The sequence below is a fragment of the Ulvibacter sp. 2210JD10-4 genome (genome assembly GCF_058148525.1).
Genome location: NZ_JBYVJZ010000001.1, coordinates 792,114 through 811,489, shown reverse-complemented (window position 1 = coordinate 811,489; position 19,376 = coordinate 792,114). Strand labels below are relative to the sequence as shown.

At 35.6% G+C, this 19,376-nt stretch carries 19 protein-coding genes; 12 read left to right on the top strand and 7 right to left on the bottom strand.

Annotated features, from left to right (window positions below):
• Positions 1–15 precede the first annotated feature (15 nt).
• The 7 genes from prfA (at position 16) to ACY2RT_RS04010 (ending at position 6,295) form a co-directional block, all read left to right on the top strand.
• Complete coding sequence (prfA, locus tag ACY2RT_RS04040; protein ID WP_490154593.1) at positions 16–1,092, top strand: peptide chain release factor 1; 1,077 nt, start codon at positions 16–18, stop codon at positions 1,090–1,092.
• Positions 1,093–1,125: 33 nt separating this feature from the next.
• A complete protein-coding gene (gene pyrF / locus ACY2RT_RS04035; RefSeq protein WP_490154592.1) occupies positions 1,126–1,947 on the top strand; it encodes an orotidine-5'-phosphate decarboxylase in 822 nt (273 codons plus the stop codon).
• A gap of 160 nt (positions 1,948–2,107) precedes the next feature.
• Entirely contained in the window at positions 2,108–2,332 is a 225-nt protein-coding gene (locus ACY2RT_RS04030) for a hypothetical protein (RefSeq protein ID WP_490154591.1), read from the top strand.
• Between the two features lie 103 nt (positions 2,333–2,435).
• Positions 2,436–3,341: an alpha/beta hydrolase family protein gene (locus tag ACY2RT_RS04025; protein WP_490154590.1), complete on the top strand. Its 906-nt coding sequence runs from the start codon at positions 2,436–2,438 to the stop codon at positions 3,339–3,341.
• 189 nt (positions 3,342–3,530) lie between these two features.
• Positions 3,531–3,971, top strand: a complete 441-nt coding sequence (locus ACY2RT_RS04020) for a MarR family winged helix-turn-helix transcriptional regulator (protein ID WP_490154589.1) — start codon at positions 3,531–3,533, stop codon at positions 3,969–3,971.
• Position 3,972: 1 nt separating this feature from the next.
• A complete protein-coding gene (locus ACY2RT_RS04015) occupies positions 3,973–5,286 on the top strand; it encodes a serine hydrolase domain-containing protein (RefSeq protein WP_490154588.1) in 1,314 nt (437 codons plus the stop codon).
• A 301-nt stretch (positions 5,287–5,587) separates the two neighbouring features.
• Positions 5,588–6,295, top strand: a complete 708-nt coding sequence (locus ACY2RT_RS04010) for an ABC transporter substrate-binding protein (RefSeq protein WP_490154587.1) — start codon at positions 5,588–5,590, stop codon at positions 6,293–6,295.
• A gap of 12 nt (positions 6,296–6,307) precedes the next feature.
• On the opposite strand, the gene ACY2RT_RS04005 is transcribed toward ACY2RT_RS04010, so the two are convergent.
• Positions 6,308–6,478 (bottom strand): Lacal_2735 family protein, encoded by a 171-nt coding sequence (locus ACY2RT_RS04005; RefSeq protein ID WP_490154586.1) that lies wholly within the window; start codon positions 6,476–6,478, stop codon positions 6,308–6,310.
• Between the two features lie 128 nt (positions 6,479–6,606).
• A complete protein-coding gene (locus ACY2RT_RS04000; RefSeq protein ID WP_490154585.1) occupies positions 6,607–7,317 on the bottom strand; it encodes a DUF4197 domain-containing protein in 711 nt (236 codons plus the stop codon).
• Positions 7,318–7,497: 180 nt separating this feature from the next.
• Here ACY2RT_RS04000 and ACY2RT_RS03995 point away from each other — a divergent pair, with 180 nt between their 5' ends.
• The 3 genes from ACY2RT_RS03995 to ACY2RT_RS03985 all read left to right on the top strand — a co-directional run bounded on the left by ACY2RT_RS03995 (position 7,498) and on the right by ACY2RT_RS03985 (position 13,807).
• Positions 7,498–10,947: a methylmalonyl-CoA mutase family protein gene (locus ACY2RT_RS03995; protein ID WP_490154584.1), complete on the top strand. Its 3,450-nt coding sequence runs from the start codon at positions 7,498–7,500 to the stop codon at positions 10,945–10,947.
• A gap of 106 nt (positions 10,948–11,053) precedes the next feature.
• Entirely contained in the window at positions 11,054–12,172 is a 1,119-nt protein-coding gene (locus tag ACY2RT_RS03990; protein ID WP_490154583.1) for a helix-turn-helix transcriptional regulator, read from the top strand.
• A gap of 96 nt (positions 12,173–12,268) precedes the next feature.
• Complete coding sequence (locus tag ACY2RT_RS03985; RefSeq protein WP_490154582.1) at positions 12,269–13,807, top strand: alanine/glycine:cation symporter family protein; 1,539 nt, start codon at positions 12,269–12,271, stop codon at positions 13,805–13,807.
• Between the two features lie 233 nt (positions 13,808–14,040).
• On the opposite strand, the gene ACY2RT_RS03980 is transcribed toward ACY2RT_RS03985, so the two are convergent.
• Entirely contained in the window at positions 14,041–14,436 is a 396-nt protein-coding gene (locus ACY2RT_RS03980) for a hypothetical protein (protein ID WP_490154581.1), read from the bottom strand.
• Between the two features lie 131 nt (positions 14,437–14,567).
• Between ACY2RT_RS03980 and ACY2RT_RS03975 the strand changes: the two genes are divergently transcribed.
• Entirely contained in the window at positions 14,568–15,011 is a 444-nt protein-coding gene (locus tag ACY2RT_RS03975) for an Lrp/AsnC family transcriptional regulator (protein WP_490154580.1), read from the top strand.
• Positions 15,012–15,015: 4 nt separating this feature from the next.
• On the opposite strand, the gene ACY2RT_RS03970 is transcribed toward ACY2RT_RS03975, so the two are convergent.
• On the bottom strand, positions 15,016–15,768 hold the full coding sequence (locus ACY2RT_RS03970) for a DJ-1/PfpI family protein (protein ID WP_490154579.1): 753 nt from the start codon (positions 15,766–15,768) through the stop codon (positions 15,016–15,018).
• Positions 15,769–15,782: 14 nt separating this feature from the next.
• Complete coding sequence (locus ACY2RT_RS03965) at positions 15,783–17,009, bottom strand: MDR family MFS transporter (protein WP_490154578.1); 1,227 nt, start codon at positions 17,007–17,009, stop codon at positions 15,783–15,785.
• A gap of 250 nt (positions 17,010–17,259) precedes the next feature.
• Here ACY2RT_RS03965 and ACY2RT_RS03960 point away from each other — a divergent pair, with 250 nt between their 5' ends.
• On the top strand, positions 17,260–17,871 hold the full coding sequence (locus tag ACY2RT_RS03960; protein WP_490154577.1) for a DUF1684 domain-containing protein: 612 nt from the start codon (positions 17,260–17,262) through the stop codon (positions 17,869–17,871).
• Here ACY2RT_RS03960 and crcB read toward each other — a convergent pair.
• On the bottom strand, positions 17,868–18,239 hold the full coding sequence (crcB, locus tag ACY2RT_RS03955) for a fluoride efflux transporter CrcB (protein WP_490154576.1): 372 nt from the start codon (positions 18,237–18,239) through the stop codon (positions 17,868–17,870). The two genes, ACY2RT_RS03960 and crcB, sit on opposite strands and share 4 nt — an antisense overlap.
• Positions 18,239–19,300, bottom strand: coding sequence for an SRPBCC family protein (locus ACY2RT_RS03950; RefSeq protein WP_490154575.1), 1,062 nt, complete (start codon positions 19,298–19,300; stop codon positions 18,239–18,241). Before ACY2RT_RS03950 ends, crcB begins: the two co-directional genes overlap by 1 nt.
• Positions 19,301–19,376: the final 76 nt, after the last annotated feature.

Here is a 19,376-nt window from a genome sequence, read left to right as displayed (position 1 = left end):
CGATTATAAAGAAATATGTTAGAGAAACTGCAAATAGTAAAACAACGCTTTGATGAGGTAAGTGACTTGATCATTCAACCGGATATTATTAGTGACCAAAAACAATATATTCAGCTTAATAAAGAATATAAGGACCTGCGTTTATTAATGGATAAAAGAGAAGAGTATGTAAGTCTTACCAATAACATTAATGAGGCAGAAGAAATCATAGCAGACGGAAGCGATACCGAAATGCTGGAAATGGCAAAAATGCAGTTGGACGAAGCTAAGGAGAGGATTCCGCAACTCGAAGAAGAGATCAAATTTCTATTAGTTCCCAAAGACCCGGAAGATGCTAAAAATGCAGTAATGGAGATTCGTGCCGGAACCGGAGGTGACGAAGCCAGTATCTTTGCAGGAGACCTTTATAGAATGTATTCTAAATACTGTGAAAGTAAAGGTTGGAAAACAAACGTAGTAGATTTTAGTGAAGGCACGAGTGGTGGATTTAAAGAAATTCAGTTTGAAATTGAAGGAGCTGATGTATATGGAACTCTAAAATTTGAAGCAGGTGTACATCGTGTGCAACGAGTACCTCAAACCGAAACCCAGGGAAGGGTGCATACCAGTGCTGCTACAGTAATGGTATTTCCTGAAGCTGAAGAATTTGATGTAGAGATTGACCCAAAAGATGTTCGTATAGATTATTTCTGCTCTTCGGGGCCCGGAGGACAATCAGTGAATACAACATACTCGGCAGTACGTCTAACACATGAACCTACAGGTTTGGTGGCTCAGTGCCAGGATCAAAAATCACAGCATAAGAACAAGGAGAAGGCCTTTAAAGTATTACGTTCTCGTTTGTATGATCTGGAACTTGCCAAAAAACAGGCCGAAGATGCTGAAAAAAGGGGCTCTATGGTAACGAGTGGAGACAGAAGTGCAAAAATTAGAACCTATAATTATTCGCAAGGGCGTGTAACCGATCACAGAATCAATCTTACTTTGTACGATTTAAGTAATATCATCGATGGAGACATTCAAAAAATAATTGATGAGCTTCAATTAGTAAGTAATACCGAAAAATTGAAAGAAGCAGGAGAGACATTCTAAGCCTTGGTAACTTAAACCTATAGCCAAACATCTATGACCTCTGACCAATTACTTCAGCAAATAAAAATAAAAAAGTCCTTTCTCTGTATAGGATTGGATGTCGATCTCACCAAAATACCTAAACATTTACTTGCTGAAGAAGATTCCATTTTTGCCTTTAACAAAGCAATAATAGATGCTACACACCACCTCACAGTTGCTTACAAACCCAATACCGCTTTTTATGAAGCCTACGGAATAAAGGGATGGAGGTCACTGGAAAAAACCATTGATTACCTGAATACTAATTACCCGGAAATTTTCACGATTGCAGATGCTAAACGCGGTGATATAGGCAATACTTCCAGCAGGTATGCCAAAGCTTTTTTTGATGATCTGGGATTTGATTCGGTAACGGTGGCTCCGTATATGGGAAAAGATTCTGTTGAACCTTTTTTAGCATTTGAAGAAAAGCATACCATTTTACTTGCATTGACCTCAAATGAAGGAGCATTCGACTTCCAAACAAAAAATATAGACGGAAAAGAAGTCTATAAAACAGTTTTAGAAACATCCAGGGGCTGGAAAAATGCCCATAATTTAATGTATGTGGTGGGTGCCACAAAAGCCGAATATCTTGGTGAAATTAGAAATATTGTTCCAAACAGCTTTTTGCTGGTTCCCGGAGTGGGTGCCCAGGGAGGAGATCTTGCTGAGGTATGTAAATATGGAATGAATGCTACCGTCGGACTGTTAATTAATTCTTCCCGCGGAATTATATATGCTTCTAATGGAGAAGATTTTGCCAGTGCGGCTGCTGCTGAAGCCGATAAACTACAACGACAAATGGAGTCTGTTTTGAATGCTCGTTCTTAGCCAAATTGAAGAACTGACTGGAAAGAAAGTTGAATTAATTGAAGGGAAATTGTAAAATAAAAAGGGCCTAACAAGGTGTAAAAATATAGCGGCTAAACACCACTACGCTTCATACACATACCGTTAGCAACAATAAAGAACAAAACTAAAAGTTTAACAAATGGAAAAAATTTGGGTGTTATTAATAGCAATTTTGATTTTCTTAATATTCGCTTTTCTTTTTTGGAGGCTGATTGGTGTTGATGCCAAAAAAGAATATGGTACAAAAATGTGGAAACATTGGCCAACGAGATTATCATTTTGGCAAGCCCTAATATTATATAGTGCCGGCTTTACACTTATAACAATGTTTCTTTTAAAATGGGGAAATGTCTTGACTTTCTAGAAGCCTGATAAGCTTGAGTAAGTAAAATATCTGTTGCCAACATGGCAACGTACTATATACACAACCGTTGTGTAGAATTTAAGAAACTAAATCAATAATAATTATGAGAAAATTTAAACCATTAATATTAGCATTTGTGCTAATTCTCATTACTACTATTATTTCTGCGCAAGAAATCCATAGTGATCTAGGTTATTTCCCAAAAATAGAATTCAACGATAAAATTGTTGGAAGTAATACCGATGAAAGTGGCACTGCTTTAGAAAAAATAGTAATTGATGGATTCGATTCTAAAATTCCATTTTACATCATAAAACCAAAAGATAGAAAAAAAGATAAATTTGTAATACTTCTTCACGGTATAACTGGTAATAAAGATAATTGGGCTATCCCTTCAACCAGTCTTTCCAAAAAATATGTAAAACTTAAAGATTCATTACTAACAGTGGGGTATTCTGTAATAATCCCAGATGCTAAATATCACGGAGAAAGAAGTTATGAAGCGAACTTTGCTTCACCCTTGACATTTTTTTCGTCACAAGATTCTCAAAAAGCATATAATTTATTTTCTACTACAGTTAAGGATATTAGAATTATAATGGATTATATACAATCTAATGCAGATAATACATCGACTACTTTTGATGTGATTGGTTATAGTATGGGCGGAATGATAACCATTCTTTTAAATTCGGTTGATGACAGATTGAATCGTGTCGTTGTTTGCGTAGCACCTTTGGATATCCAAAAAGCTTCCAAAAGAATAGGAATGAATGATGAAAATGCAAAAACACTTGAAACAATATCACCGAAAAATTATGCGATATTACAAAAAGCGCCTATTTCTTTACTTATGGGAACAAAAGATGGATGGTACACTAAAGAAGAAGCTCAAGATTTTTTTGACAAAATAAGCATAAAAGATAAATCATTGAAATTCTATGAATCTGGACATTATTTACCAGATGAATTTATTTCAGATGCAATTAAAAATATAAGTGAGAAATAAAAAACTCTACACAACAATGGCTATAAGTAACCAGCCTGACAGAGTTGTTCCGGCGGGTTGCTTGTTACGCCAAAGGCTAACCCATGCAACTAAGCATACACAAGGCTGTCGTACGTCATATTGACTTAAAAATGAATGTTTTTTGTTTTTAATTGATATATCAATTATATTTGTATCAAATATATTTATATGGATTTTAAAAACCCAACAGGCACTGTACTCTATTTAATAGAACAAGCTATTAAAGAATATAGAAAGTTTTCTCAGAAAAATATAAGTCAAATTATTCCAGACATCACAATAGATCAATGTCTTATATTAATAATACTCAATGATAACTCAACCTTTAGTCAAAAGGAAATTGCCAATTTAATTTTTAAAGATTATGCTTCTATTACTCGTATGATTGAGTTAATGGTGAAAAATGATTACCTCATAAGAAGTGTAAACCAAACAGATAGAAGAAAATTCGATTTGGAGATAACTAAAAAAGGAAAGAATGCTCTAGAATTACTCACTCCAAAAATCAAAGAAAATAGACAGAATGCTTTAAAAGGTATATCAAGTAGTGAGATTGACCAATTGGGAATAATACTTGAAATGATAATTTCAAATTGTAAAACAGAATAAAATGAAAAAAATAGTAAGTATAATATTGTTTGCAATAGCAATATCCAGTTGTGCTCAAAATCAATTAAAGATTCAGTTAGAGGAGTATATGGATACTGAAGCAGACATCAACAATTTTTCTGGAACAGTTTTGATAACAAAAAATGACTCAATCTTACTAAAAAAAGCATACGGTCTTGCAGATTATGAGTGGAATATAAATACCACAATAGACACAAAGTATAGCCTTGCATCAGTTTCAAAACAGTTTACTGCTGTCGCAATTTTACAGCTTGCGGAGAAAAATAAACTCTCTCTTGATGAGAAATTATCAAAATATTATCCTGCGTTTCCAGACGGAAATAAAATCTCAATTAAAATGCTATTGTCTCATAACGCAGGAATTAGTGATGATAATGATGAAATCTTTTTGTCAAACACCTCATTTGAAAGTGATTCTGTTGTCAAATACATTATGAAAAAACCACTTTTATTTGAACCTGGCACACAAACTTCCTACAGTAATGATGGATATTATATTCTTGCTACATTGATTGAAAAAACATCTGGAAAAAGTTACGCAGCCTACTTAAAGGAACACATATTTAACATTGCTAAAATGAAAAATTCTGGAGTTAGTAGTAATGATTCTATATTTCCTAAAATGTCAAAAGCTTATTATAAAAAAGATGATATCCTTATTCAAAATCCATATTTAAACTGGAAGTATGGTATTGGGATGGATGGTGTGTATTCTACAGTTGAGGATCTAAACTTATGGAACAAACATCTTTTTGATACTACCACATTATTGTCTGAAAAATCAAAAAAGCTAATGTTTACTTCTTATAACGATCAAAACTTCGGCTATGGTGTCATGGTAAACCCATTCTATAATCATGGTCATAATTTAATTGCTCATGATGGTGGCTATTATGGTGTACAAACATCCTTAAATAAATTTATGGATGATGATGTTTTCGTAACTGTATTATCAAATAATGGTTCTCCTTCATATTTGATAGCATATGGTCTTTCAGCTATCGTTTTAGGCATCCCTGTGGAATTACCTTATAAGCATATCAAGATAAAGGTTGATCCTATAGTTTATAATGAGTACCTGGGAGATTACGAAGGAATTAAAATTTACAAAAAAAATGACAAACTGTTTTATATGAATGATGATATTGAATTGATTCCGGAATCTAAAACTAAATTTTTCCGTTCCGATAATAATAGTAGGACAATAGAATTTATAAGGAACAAAAATGAAGAAGTAGTTCAAATTGTTATCACCAAGGCTGGGGTAAGAGAAGTAAAAAATAGAACTATATAAAATACGAACGCACAACGCCATGTATAATTAACCTGCCCGACTGCGTCGTTCAGGCGGGCTGCTAGCTCTGGGCTACTTACGAAAATTCCACTGGAATTTCCTATCTGTGATTTGTTTGTTAAATTAGTTGCTTAACCACGCAACTAACCATACATAAACACGTTGTGTATAATTTGAACTCACAATTTCTCTATATATTTGGGTATTGAACTGAACAAAACTAAAAGTTATTATTCAACATATTAAGGACCAGTTAAATAGAACATTAGAATTTTTAAAACTACCGGAACGAATTGTATCATTGGTTCCGTCCCAAACTGAATTGCTTGTTGACCTGGGCTTAAGAGACCAAATTTCCGGAATTACAAAATTCTGTGTCCACCCAAAAGAGTTGCGAAAAGAAATTAAGGTAGTTGGAGGCACCAAGCAAGTACATCTTAATAAAATTGAATCCCTTTCCCCGGACATTATTATTTGTAATAAGGAAGAGAATACTAAGGAAATGGTAGAGGAACTTAATAAGATCGCACCGGTTTGGGTAAGTGATATCCAAACCATAGAAGATAGCCTTGAAATGATAAAAGCATTCGGGACAATTTTTAATATTCCTGAAAAAGCTTCGGAAATAATAGCAAAAATTAATTCTAAAAAAGATGACTTTTTAGAATTTATAAAGAACAAACCTTCTAAAAAAGTAACTTATCTTATTTGGAAGAACCCATATATGGCTGCTGCTACCAATACATTTGTCAATACCTTATTAGAGATAAATCATTTTGAAAATGTAATCACTAATGAAGACGGGAGATACCCCGAAGTAGCTTTAAACTCTTTAAAGAAAGCAGAGATAGTGCTATTATCTTCAGAACCCTATCCTTTCAAAAAAGAAGATGTTACCGAATTACAAAAGGTATTGCAAAAAGAAGTGCGTCTGGTAGATGGGGAATATTTTAGCTGGTATGGATCACGATTACTAAATGCCTTCGATTACTTCAAAAGCTTACATTAAATAATTGACCAATTATTTCGCGGAAAGATGTTTTATTTCTTGAAAAACTTCATAGGCCTCCTTATGAATTTCCTCACTTCTCTTTTTATCTTTTAAGGCAACTGCATAAGACCTTTTCATGAGCTCGACATAACGGCACTTAAGTTTTTCCAGTCTTGATTTTTTTTTAAACCAACGTAACATAATACTTCCTTTTCATTTATCAATACAAAGGTAAAACGTAAAGAAAAAAAATAGTATTAACGCTTGGTTAATACTATCTTAATATATACTGTTCGAAGAAAAGTTTAGTTAAAAACTTAACTATTGTTTTAATCCTGAAGTGCAAATACCTGTTGTAAAAGTGAGGTGGTTCTTGAAGAGATTTTAGTACGGATGTTCTTTTCTTCAATACTTATCATCTTGTAGACCCCTTTTAAGGCTTCGTTCGTAACATAATCTGTAAGGTCCGGGTTTACCTTATTTACAAATGGAATGGAATTGTATTTGGTAATGATGTTACTCCAGATATCGTCAGCGCCTACTTTTGCAAATGAGTTTTGTATTACTGGGTTGAATTTCGCATACAACGCCTGATTGGTCTTTGCCTGAAGATAGGAAGTTGCCGCATTGTCACTTCCTAAAAGAATGTTCTTTGCATCTGTAAAAGTGATTTCTTTAACTGCATTGACAAAGATAGGAGTTGCCCCTTTTACGGCATCTTCAGCAGCACGATTTAAAACCTTTAAGCCTTCGTCTGCCAAACTGCTTAACCCAATATCACGTAAAGTCTTGTCAACTTTTTGCAATTCCTGTGGTAATAAGATCTTTACCAATTCATTTTTGTAAAAGCCATCTTGTTTAGTGAGTTTGGAAACCTGTTTGTCAATGCCAAAATCCAGGGCCTGACGTAAACCGCCGGCAATGTCAATAGCAGTGCCTCCTCCCTGACCATTTGGAAGTGTGTTTACAACCTGTTGTAATTCGGCGCAGGAAACACCTGCAAAGCATAAAAAGATAAGAGCTAATTTTTTAGGAAACATAGTAGCGTATTAATTAATAGAGGACAAAGATATAAAAAAGCAGCCTATAAGATTGAAGCTTCTTCTTGATACCAGATTATAATTTGTGGTTTATTTTTAATGAAGTATAAATTCTAACAAAGTACTCGCATTGCTGCGAATTTCGTAAATTTGCAGCTCCAAAAGTTTTAGATACTATCAATGCAGCAAAAAGCACCATATCAGCCCAAAAATAAAGTACGTATTGTAACCGCAGCTTCATTATTTGACGGCCACGATGCAGCTATTAATATTATGCGTCGCATTATTCAGTCTACAGGGGTCGAGGTAATCCATTTGGGGCACGACCGCAGTGTTGAAGAAGTTGTGAATACGGCAATTCAGGAAGATGCTAATGCCATTGCAATGACTTCCTATCAGGGAGGCCACAATGAGTATTTTAAATATATGTACGACCTGCTCAAAGAAAAAGGAGCGGAGCACATTAAAATCTTTGGTGGCGGTGGCGGTGTTATTCTACCTTCTGAAATAAAAGAATTGATGGATTATGGTATTACCCGTATCTATTCTCCCGATGATGGACGTGAGATGGGTTTGCAGGGAATGATCAATGATCTGGTACAAACTTCCGATTTCCCTATTGGAGATCAATTAAATGGTGAAATTGACAGGCTTACAGAAAAAGAACCTGGTGCAATTGCCCGTGTCATTTCTTCCGCCGAGAATTTTCCTGAAGTTGTCAAAGATACGCTTCAGCAAATTCATAAAAAAAATGAAAAAATTACAACTCCTGTCTTAGGAATTACCGGAACAGGAGGTTCGGGAAAATCATCTTTAGTAGATGAACTCGTACGAAGGTTTCTAATCGATTTTCCTGAAAAAACAATTGGACTTATTTCTGTGGACCCTTCTAAAAGGAAAACTGGAGGTGCCTTACTTGGTGACCGTATTCGTATGAATGCCATTAATTCACCACGAGTCTATATGCGTAGTCTGGCGACACGTCAAAGTAATTTGGCATTGTCCAAATATGTTTCGGAAGCCATAGAGGTGCTAAAAGCAGCAGAGTATGACCTGATCGTTTTAGAAACTTCAGGAATTGGACAAAGTGATACCGAAATTCTGGATCACAGCGATGTTTCTTTATACGTTATGACTCCGGAATTTGGTGCTGCTACCCAATTGGAAAAGATCGATATGCTTGATTTCGCAGATCTGGTTGCAATCAATAAATTTGATAAACGTGGTTCCCTGGATGCTCTGCGTGATGTTAAAAAACAATACATGCGTAACCATCAATTATGGGATACGCCACAAGATGATTTGCCTGTTTATGGTACGATCGCTTCACAATTCAATGACCCCGGAATGAATAAGCTCTACAAGGCGATCATGGACAAGATTGTTGAGAAGACAGATTCAGATTTAAAGAGTGATTACGAAATCAGTGATGAAATGTCCGAAAAAATCTTCGTCATTCCTCCGGCACGTACACGCTACCTTTCCGAAATCAGCGAAGTAAACAGAGCTTATGATAAAAAGGTACAGACACAGGCTGAAGTAGCACAAAAACTTTATGGAATTTTTAAAACGATCTGTTCAGTCTCTAATATTTCAGACCAAGCTGAAAAATCTTTATTTACTAAAATCGGTTTAAATGAAGAAGAGATTCTTCAATATGCTCAGAATGAAGGCGACAAAGAGTTCTTACAATTGCTTGTCAAAGAATTTGATCGTGTGAAGATGGATCTGGATCCTTATAACTGGGAAGTAATTACCGAATGGGATGCAAAAGTGAACCGTTACAGATCCCCGGTCTATACCTTTAAAGTACGAGACAAGGAAATTAATATTGATACACATACGGAGTCTTTGTCACATTCACAGATTCCAAAAGTTGCGTTACCAAAATATCAGGCTTGGGGAGATATACTACGGTGGACACTCCAGGAGAATGTCCCGGGAGAATTTCCCTATGCGGCAGGATTGTATCCGTTTAAACGTACTGGAGAAGATCCTACACGTATGTTTGCGGGTGAGGGAGGCCCTGAACGTACCAATCGCCGTTTTCACTATGTAAGTATGGGATTACCGGCAAAACGATTATCAACGGCTTTTGATAGTGTAACGCTCTACGGAAATGATCCGGATTACCGTCCGGATATCTATGGAAAAATAGGGAATGCCGGAGTTTCTATCTGCTGTCTGGATGATGCCAAAAAATTATATTCCGGTTTTGACCTGAGTCATCCAATGACCTCGGTAAGTATGACCATTAATGGCCCGGCACCTATGTTGCTTGGGTTCTTTATGAATGCGGCAATTGACCAGAATTGTGAGAAATACATTAAAGAGAATGGAATAGAAAAAGAAGTAGAGGCAAAGATAGCTAAGATCTATAAGGATAAAAAAGTAGAACGTCCGGGATATTACGGAGAACTGCCTGAAGGGAATAATGGCCTTGGACTTATGTTGCTGGGCGTCACCGGTGATCAGGTATTGCCTTCGGATGTATACCAAAAAATTAAGACCGAAACCTTACAACAGGTTCGCGGAACAGTACAGGCTGATATTTTAAAGGAAGATCAGGCGCAGAACACCTGTATCTTTTCAACAGAATTTGCTTTGAGATTGATGGGTGATGTACAGGAATATTTTATTGAAAAGAAGGTCCGTAATTTTTATTCGGTTTCTATTAGCGGATATCATATTGCCGAAGCAGGTGCAAACCCAATAACACAGTTGGCATTTACACTTTCCAACGGATTTACCTATGTTGAATATTATCTTTCCCGTGGAATGGATATCAACAAGTTCGGACCTAATCTGTCATTCTTCTTTAGTAATGGGATCGACCCGGAATACTCGGTGATTGGTCGTGTGGCCCGTAAGATATGGGCAAAGGCCATGAAAGAAAAATACGGAGCTAATCCAAGGGCGCAAATGTTAAAGTACCATATTCAAACTTCAGGGCGTTCGTTACATGCTCAGGAGATTGATTTTAATGACATTCGCACTACTTTACAGGCATTATATGCAATTTATGATAATTGCAACTCTCTACATACCAATGCGTACGATGAAGCCATTACAACACCTACAGAAGAAAGTGTACGTCGCGCGATGGCGATCCAGTTGATCATCAATAAAGAGTTGGGACTGGCAAAAAATGAAAATCCTATTCAGGGTTCTTTCATCATTGAAGAACTAACAGATCTTGTGGAATCTGCTGTTCTTGAAGAGTTTGACCGTATTACAGAACGAGGTGGTGTATTAGGAGCTATGGAAACCATGTATCAGCGCAGTAAGATTCAGGAAGAGAGTTTGTATTATGAAACTTTAAAACATACCGGAGAATTTCCAATTATTGGTGTAAATACCTTTTTAAGCAGTAAAGGATCGCCAACGGTACTACCTGCAGAAGTGATTCGTGCTACGGAAGAAGAAAAGCAAGCACAGATAGATACTTTAAAGAATCTTCATGAAGCTAAAAAAGATACAGCTAAAGCCACTATTGAAAAAATACAACAAGCAGCCATTCACAACGAAAATATATTTGAACAATTAATGGAAGCTACGAAAGTTTGTTCTTTAGGACAAATAACCTCTGCATTGTTTGAAGTAGGAGGGCAGTATCGAAGAAATATGTAGTATATACTATTTGTTTCAATTCTAGAGATATATTCAAAATGTGATTTTTTGAAGATGACTTTTTGGAGGATCCTCTCTTCGGATTTTTTTTCAATATCTTTATCACATGTTATCTGTAATAGAATATACAGTCACGGCTATTGTTTGTTTAATTTCTGCAATTATAATTCAACGTATTTTTATTAAAGAAGCGTTAAGTGGAACCGGAAAAAAAACAATACAAGGTATTAAATGGTTTGGCCTTGCAATTTTTGTTTGGGGAATTGGCGCATTGACAAATATTATTTTGGTCACTGTTTTTCAATGGGAACCGGTAAATAGAGTGGTTATTTACTTAGGTGTTTTTGTCTCTTTAGCAAATTCATTGTTTATTTTGCTTTCACTGCCTTCCATAGAGCATCAGCAAAACAGAAGTATTATTGTAAGATTGGTAGAACGTTTCACTACCAAAGAGTTTATTTTGCTTTATTCCGGTGTGTTGGGAATGGTAGCATTTGTATTTGTAGCAACTTCCTATAATAATGCTGAGATAAGTAATAATTTCATTTGGCTCATTGATATTCCAATCTCTGTTTTAGTAGCTATTTCACTACTATATGAATTGAACAAAGCTTTTACTGCCCGTCAGATGCGTTTTATGTATTTACCTACATTTGCATTGTTTGTCTTGATTCTTATCGCGGTAAGTCACCGTATTATCCCTCAGGATAGAGTAGTACAAATAATAGATCAGGAATTTTGGGCATTGATGGGAAGTATTACCGCAATTTCGTTTAAATTTTTATTTATACTGTTGTTCTCTATTTTGTTGTATAGTTGGAAATTTCTTTCTGAAAAAGAGCAACAGCAAACACTTGCACAGGAGCTAAGAATCAAAAATAATGAATTAGAAAAACGCCTGGAGCATTTCGAGTTGGCAAATGAAAGCCATTTAGAGACGATTAAAGGAATGAAAGTAGAATTAAAGCAATTACAAGAGGCAAATAAAATAGAGCTTTCTGACAGGCAAAAAGAAGTTTTGGGTAATCTGTTATACTTTGGAAATACAAAATCTTATCAAGAAATTGCTGAAGCAATGTATATCAGCTTAGACGGATTTCAAACACATATCCATCAAATAAAAAAGATGCTTAACATAAGCGGGGCAGGAGGAAAAGAACAATTAATTGAATTTGCCAAGAGTAATGATTTTCTTAAATACGCTACAGTTAAAGACAATGCTTAACCATATAGGTAACCATTCTGGTTAAATTTTTTCATTAGTGATTAACCATACATGTTTTTTGATTTAGAGGCAAATTGCTTCATAAATCAAATCACTATGTCTCTTTTTTTACAATCAATCAATCAATCACTAGACGAACGTATAAATGAACAATTCAGTAATGCCACAAGTTGGTTTACTGATGGAATATTTGCAGAAATTCCAATTTCTGAAGCTAGTGGTATCCCTTGGGTACTTATAGTACTTATTTTGGGAGCTGGGTACTTCACTATCTACTTTAAATTTATAAACATTAAAGAATTTTTGACGGCATTAAAAGTAGTTCGGGGAAAATATGATTCTTTGGAAGATCACGGCCATGTTTCTGTATCAGATTCTGTTTTGAGTGTGGATGGAGATAATCCAGATACAATAAGAGTAGAAGGAGAGGGGGAAGTAAGTCATTTTCAAGCTTTGACTGCAGCAATATCAGCTACAGTAGGATTGGGAAATATAGCTGGAGTTGCTATAGCCTTAGCACTTGGAGGTCCCGGGGCTACATTTTGGATGGTATTAGTAGGGTTATTAGGAATGTCATCAAAATTTGTTGAATGTACTTTGGGTGTTAAGTATCGTGAAGTTAACGCTGAGGGAACCGTTTATGGGGGACCTATGTACTATCTGAAGAAAGGATTGCGTGAACTGGGGCTTCCAAAACTAGGTAAGTTTTTAGCGATACTTTTTGCTATTATGTGTGTGGGAGGCTCTTTTGGAGGAGGTAATATGTTTCAGGTCAATCAGGCATTTCAGTTATTTGAACATGTTACCGGAGCAGAAGCAAGTTTCATTTATGGCAAGGGATGGATATTTGGATTAATAATGGCAATCTTTGTGGGTATTGTTATTATTGGGGGCATCAAGAAAATAGCTAAAGTAACCGATAAGATAGTTCCCATAATGGTAGCAATATATATCCTTGCAGTATTGATTATTTTGGGAATAAATTATAGTAATATTCCAGCTGCATTCCAATCCATTTGGGATGGTGCATTTAGCCCTCAAGGAATTGCAGGAGGTTTTGTCGGAGTATTAATTCAGGGGTTTAAAAGAGCAGCCTTTAGCAATGAGGCCGGTATTGGAAGTGCATCGATAGCGCATAGTGCCGTGAAGACCAAATACCCGGCAAGTGAAGGGCTTGTCGCTTTATTAGAACCTTTTATTGATACTGTGGTGGTATGCACAATGACCGCTTTAGTACTTATTATAACTGGCCAAGTAGCAACAGGTATTGAAATAAGCTATGAAGAAGGGGTCCTACTTACCGCTTCGGCTTTAGAGAGTGGTATTTCCTGGTTTCCTTATGTTCTGTGCTTTGCTGTTATTTTGTTTGCTTTTTCATCTATGATATCATGGTCCTATTATGGATACCAAGCCTGGAGTTTTCTTTTTGGAAGAGGAAAAAAGACTGAATATACATATAAACTACTATTTTGTACTTTTACTGTTATAGGAGCTGCGGCTACTTTGGGAGCTGTAACCGATTTTAGTGATGCTATGATTTTTGCAATGCTGGTGCCAAATATGATTGGAATTTTTCTGTTAGTATCTAAGGTTAAAGAAGAACTTAAAAGGTATCAAAAGGTAATTAAAGGATAAAACCGTAACAACGTTTAAATATGCTGGTTCTTTATTTTTTGTAACTTCTACATTTACGGTGGCATCATGTTATTTCTTAATAAAATAGAATATTACGTGATGTACTTTAGAGACTCTAAAAATTTCTTGTTCGGAAATAGCTGTTCTTTTGTGCCTTATGATAACATCTTCAGGTCTTACATAAAATGTGAATTTGATCAATTATTGAAAAGTCTTGAAAATAAGTAACAAGTTTATAAAGTCAACATCCAGGTACGCTGTAACTTTCTAAATTTTTTCAATTCGGTTCTGAGAATAGGAAGAAATTCTTTTCCGTTGCTATTGACATGCTCCAAACGTTCACAGTTTTTATACAAGGAATTGACAAGCCTGTTCACTGAAGCTGCATATTTGTGTTTTTCTTCGGAAAAAGTCTGACTTTCTGCTTTTAAGATTTCGGGAGCTAAGGAAACAGATTGTTGCACAATGTCCCCGGTAAAATAAATGGTATCATCTTCCCTTCCATTTTGACGCAATGGAGCCAGATCATGAGTTATATAACTGGAAATATGGCGGGAAAGCGTGAAAATTTCCATAGCCTTCTTATAGATAGGTGATTGTGGCAGGCCATGTGGAATATGTGGTATCATTTTACTAGTAGGTGTGGGGGTTTACAAAACACTCAAATTTAAGAACATCGCTTCATTTTTGACTTTCGATTTTAAAGTAAATACGTATATTAGCTTTAGTTTTTAATTTTTTTAGTTAAAATATCATTAAAATGAGTATTGATTCACTAAACTGGAAAATATTGGAATGCCTTCAGAAAAATGCCCGGCAGTCTAATGCAGAGATAGGCAGACAGGTAGGAATAAGTTCTCCTGCCGTGAGTGAACGCATTAAAAAGATGGAAGACTCCGGAATTATTGACAGGTATAAAACAATAGTGTCTCCTTTTGAAATAGGATATCAGTTAAAAGCTATTATCACATTGCGTGCTTTTATGGGAAAATTGAAGCCTTTCTTAGAGAAAGTAAAAACATACGATGAAGTACTTAATTGTTACCGTATTACGGGAAACGAGAATATTGTAATGGAAGTGGTTTTAAAGAATCAAAACCATCTGGAAGCTTTTATTGATCAATTAATTAGTTATGGAGAAACCAAAACACAAATTGTATTATCTCATGTAGTGAGTCACAACGAGGTTAAAGAAGTAAAATAACATATTATTTTTCAATGATCAAATGTGGCACCTTTTCAAGATCCCAATCTATTACTAAACCGCCTGCCAGAGACTCTGCAACTTTTTTACCGTATAAATATTCGCATAGATATAAAGCAGCCTCAAAACTTTTGGCACCTCCGGCCGAGGTGATATATTTTCCATCGTGAACAAAAAGTACTTCTTCTCGAATATCCAGTTTTGGGAACATCTCTCGCATGGCCTTTATATCACTGGGAAAAGTAGTGGAGATGATATTTTCCAGAATACCTGCTTTAGCCAATACAAAAGCACCATCGCAATGTGAAGTGACAAACATAGCTTCTTCATTGGCCTTACGAACAAACTCGAGCATAATTTGATCTTCCAGATCGATATCCAGATGATGCTCCGCACTAGGGACCACCAAAATATCGATCTTTGGCAGGCTGTCCTTTGTATAATTAAAATCCGGAAGCATTCGCAATCCTTCAAAAGAAGTAACCGGATCATCAGTGTTTGCAACGGTAAACACATTCATCGCTTTTATATTCTCTCTGAATATGGTATGCTGGAAAATATCATACGGAGCTGTTAGTTCTGTATTGTATACCCCATCCATAATTAAAAATGCTACATTATAACGAGAGGAATCTAACTTCGGAAATGATTTAGAAATAGTTTCAGTTTTGGTAGTATGAACGACTTTCTTTTCAGCAGAAGGATTTCCGCAGGAGATCATTCCGAAGCAGATAAGAATAGTAATACAATATTTCATCTATTTATTTTTTATTAGTATGTAGTAAATTTAAGTGATTTTTTTAGCAATCGATATAACCATAAAGTAAGTATTGCGATAATTACTAAGAGCATAAACATATAATACCAGGTAGCATCAAAACCAAAATTGTCAACTAAATTCATTCCGCCGTTGTGCCCGATAATGTGAGAGAAGGAGAAACTCATACTATACAACCCCATATAGCTTCCTTTTCTTCCTTTGGGGGCCATTTCCAGTGCCAAAGCGTTTGAAAACGGAGAGCCTATCATTTCACCTAGCGTCATTAATAACATCCCAATAACAAGAACACCGCTCCACGAGGTAAGATTAAGAACAACGAAACTCAAAGCTGTAAATACAATTCCCCAGAAGGTAGCCATGGTCTTTGATAATTTTCTGCGTTCCAACCAAGCAATTAAGGGCATTTCGAATACGACAATTACTGCTCCATTTAAGAACATGAGCCACCCTATAAGATCTTCTGTAAGGAAATGAGCCTTCTCATAATACAATGGCATCACAGAAAAGTACTGAACGAATGTAGTACCATTAGCAATCATAATGATAATGAAAAGTACAAACAGCCCATTTAAATAAGGAGGCACTCCTTCTTTTCTATCATGTTTAACTACAGGTTCGGAAGTTTTAGATTTTTTTGGTTTTAACCAAATAAATAAACCTATTGCAGCAATTACACATGAAACTCCATCGATCCAGAATAAAGACGTATAGCTAATTGTAGCAATGATAATTCCTCCTATAAGCGGGCCAATGGAAAAACCTAAATTGATTGCTAATCGAATCAATGTAATACTGCGGGTAACATTTCCAGGCTTGCTGTAAGTGTCTGCAGCTACAAAAATGGCAGGGCGATAGGCATCTGCTACCAAGATCAACAAAAAGATTCCAATACAAAACCCATAAAAGGATTCAATAAATTGAAGGAGTATAAATCCGATTCCACCCAGAAACAGACTTAGCACAATCACTTTATAAAAACCAATACTGTCGGTCAATTTCCCACCGATCCAAGTTCCTGCCAGTGATCCAACTCCAAAACTGGTCATGATCCATCCTACCTGTGGAAGTGTAAACCCTTTTGCATTGACGAGATAGAGAGATAAAAAAGGGATGACCATGGCACCTGCACGGTTAATAAATGTCACCAAAGAAAGCAGCCAGATCTCACGGGATAGTCCTTTGAAGTTGTTTATGTAATTGGTGTATATTTTTTTCATTGGTTGGATTGGTATAAAAATAAAACGTCCCGCTCAAAGGCGGGACGTTTTTATATTGAATTAACTTATTTCTCTATAAATAGTACATACATCGCCTGTGTTTCGACTGTGAAACAACACAAGTTTGTTGAATGATATATGTTCTGTTTTTCATTTTTAATGAATTAAGAAGCAAATGTAATAATTTTTTTGAATTGGCAACTACTTAAGAATTTATGTTTAAAAGTTATATTTACTAAAATTTATAAAAATGAAAAAATGTATCATTTTACTTATAGTACTCGCAAGTAGTTTTGCAAACGCGCAAAGTGACCGAAAGATCATAAAGGAAATTAAGAAGTACCAGGCTTCCGAAAATAAAGATTTTAGTAATGAAGAAACTACTATTTTGGAACCTGAGGATTTTAAAACTTTTTCGGGATTAGAATTTTATCCTATAGACTTAAAATATAGAGTAACAGCAAAGTTTGTTCGCACTCCTGGCGAAAAGCCTTTTTTAATGCCAACGACCACAGACCGTCTTCCGGAATATGTAAAATATGGCGAAGCACACTTTACATTGCATGGGAAAAAATTGAAATTGGAATTATACCAAAGTACAACACCTTCCAAAGACCCGGAGTATATTGACTATTTGTTTTTACCAATTACAGACCTAACGAGTGGTGAGGGTTCTTATGGAGGAGGGAGGTTTTTAGATGCACGAATTCCGGATGGCGATACCATTCTGCTAGACTTCAATAAATTATATAATCCGTATTGTGCCTATAACAAAAAGTATTCTTGTCCTATTCCACCAAAAGAAAATGACCTGTTAGTTCGTATTGAGGCAGGGGTAAAAGATTTTGGAGAAAACCATTAGAAGTACTTAACAAACCACATTCCAAAAAAGACTGCAGCAAAACCAATGACAAAACTACCTATAGTGTATAAGGCAAATGTCATAAAATCACCTGATTTCAAAAAAACATGGTTTTCATAGGCAAAGGCAGAGAAAGTAGTAAAACCACCACAAAAACCGGTAGCTAAAAACAGAATAGTATTTTGGGAAAGGGTATTATTCTTTAATGCTAAACCTAATATGATTCCAATAAGTAAACTACCTAAAATATTAGCGAGAAACGTACCGTATGGAATTCCGGTTTTGTCACTATTTAAATAGTTGCCAATCCAAAATCGTAAAGAACTACCTAGACCGCCACCTAAAAATACCAGTAAAAGATGTTTCATTATTGAGGAGTTGGAGGTGCTACAAGAGGAATATAAACCTCAGTGACCCAGTTGGCCGGATTAGGAACGGCTACAGGGTCTGTTACATATACTTCAAACATTTTTGCAGTAGGATGTACCTGTAAATTATTTTCAGAAATATAAGATTTTGCTTTTTCATAAGCTTTCGAGAGATTTTCATATTTCCCTTTGAGCGTTGTTTTTAAAGCAGTGACAGGTTCCATAAACCCACAAATGACCGGGCTTCCTGAAGGTGTAATGACTCTCTCTTTAACAGGTAATGCAGTTGAAAAGATAGCAGTACCGTTTGCTTCGTCCAATTGATTGTAAATGGTGAAGGGCATTCCCGATCTTATCAAATTGTTTTGTTGCATATAACCAACCACCTGTCCAAACATTGCAGCCATCTTGGTAGCGATATCGCTTAAATTTGAAGCAGTAGTATTGTACATATAATAACCGCCTCCATATTCTGTAATACCATCTACATTTACAGAAAACGTTTCCATTTGCTCTTTTACTATCTCATCCAGATTTGTTAATCCTTGCTGGAACATTTTACCGATTCCGGTTTCCATATCTTCCTTTTGAAAGGCCATAAACACTTTCTCCATAAAACTTTGCTCACCCTTCATCCCCCAGGTTACTTTTGTTTGACCAGGCATTCCGGTTTCTTCTAAGCGCCAGTACACATTACTTTCACTATCACCCATAGGTGTATTAAAAGTAATCTCCTGATCCAATTCTTTGTTGAGAATTACTTTAACTGTTTTCATAGAACCGTTACCTATCTCCATATGGTCACTGCTCCAGGAATAAGAAGCACCTTCACCTTCGGTCTTTTCAGCATAATTAATTTGAATGTTAGGATCCAGTTTCATCCAGGGCCCCCATTCCTGCCAGCTTTTGTAATCTTTTAGATTGTTGTAAATCACTTCGGCAGGGGCTTCCATCACTTTACTTTCAGCTACATCAAATTTCCCGTCTTTAGTACCAAAATAAATAGCTCCGCCAATTAGAATAATAAGAATTAGAAACAAAAAATATTTTAATATCTTCATTGAAATAGTGATTATTGGTTATTTGTGCTAAGATAATCAATTTTGACGTTTAATATTTTGCTACATTTGTTGAAAA

What these genes read in the sequence shown, in the direction of transcription:
- ACY2RT_RS04020 (WP_490154589.1), top strand. Translation starts at nt 3,531, where the DNA reads ATGGATTTTAAAAACCCAACAGGCACTGTACTCTATTTAATAGAACAA.
- ACY2RT_RS03950 (WP_490154575.1), bottom strand. Translation starts at nt 19,300, where the DNA reads ATGAAGATATTAAAATATTTTTTGTTTCTAATTCTTATTATTCTAATT.
- ACY2RT_RS04025 (WP_490154590.1), top strand. Translation starts at nt 2,436, where the DNA reads ATGAGAAAATTTAAACCATTAATATTAGCATTTGTGCTAATTCTCATT.
- ACY2RT_RS04000 (WP_490154585.1), bottom strand. Translation starts at nt 7,317, where the DNA reads ATGTTTCCTAAAAAATTAGCTCTTATCTTTTTATGCTTTGCAGGTGTT.
- ACY2RT_RS03975 (WP_490154580.1), top strand. Translation starts at nt 14,568, where the DNA reads ATGAGTATTGATTCACTAAACTGGAAAATATTGGAATGCCTTCAGAAA.
- ACY2RT_RS04005 (WP_490154586.1), bottom strand. Translation starts at nt 6,478, where the DNA reads ATGTTACGTTGGTTTAAAAAAAAATCAAGACTGGAAAAACTTAAGTGC.
- ACY2RT_RS04030 (WP_490154591.1), top strand. Translation starts at nt 2,108, where the DNA reads ATGGAAAAAATTTGGGTGTTATTAATAGCAATTTTGATTTTCTTAATA.
- pyrF (WP_490154592.1), top strand. Translation starts at nt 1,126, where the DNA reads ATGACCTCTGACCAATTACTTCAGCAAATAAAAATAAAAAAGTCCTTT.
- ACY2RT_RS04015 (WP_490154588.1), top strand. Translation starts at nt 3,973, where the DNA reads ATGAAAAAAATAGTAAGTATAATATTGTTTGCAATAGCAATATCCAGT.
- crcB (WP_490154576.1), bottom strand. Translation starts at nt 18,239, where the DNA reads ATGAAACATCTTTTACTGGTATTTTTAGGTGGCGGTCTAGGTAGTTCT.
- ACY2RT_RS03985 (WP_490154582.1), top strand. Translation starts at nt 12,269, where the DNA reads ATGTCTCTTTTTTTACAATCAATCAATCAATCACTAGACGAACGTATA.
- ACY2RT_RS03990 (WP_490154583.1), top strand. Translation starts at nt 11,054, where the DNA reads ATGTTATCTGTAATAGAATATACAGTCACGGCTATTGTTTGTTTAATT.
- ACY2RT_RS03960 (WP_490154577.1), top strand. Translation starts at nt 17,260, where the DNA reads ATGAAAAAATGTATCATTTTACTTATAGTACTCGCAAGTAGTTTTGCA.
- ACY2RT_RS03970 (WP_490154579.1), bottom strand. Translation starts at nt 15,768, where the DNA reads ATGAAATATTGTATTACTATTCTTATCTGCTTCGGAATGATCTCCTGC.
- ACY2RT_RS03995 (WP_490154584.1), top strand. Translation starts at nt 7,498, where the DNA reads ATGCAGCAAAAAGCACCATATCAGCCCAAAAATAAAGTACGTATTGTA.
- prfA (WP_490154593.1), top strand. Translation starts at nt 16, where the DNA reads ATGTTAGAGAAACTGCAAATAGTAAAACAACGCTTTGATGAGGTAAGT.
- ACY2RT_RS03980 (WP_490154581.1), bottom strand. Translation starts at nt 14,436, where the DNA reads ATGATACCACATATTCCACATGGCCTGCCACAATCACCTATCTATAAG.
- ACY2RT_RS03965 (WP_490154578.1), bottom strand. Translation starts at nt 17,009, where the DNA reads ATGAAAAAAATATACACCAATTACATAAACAACTTCAAAGGACTATCC.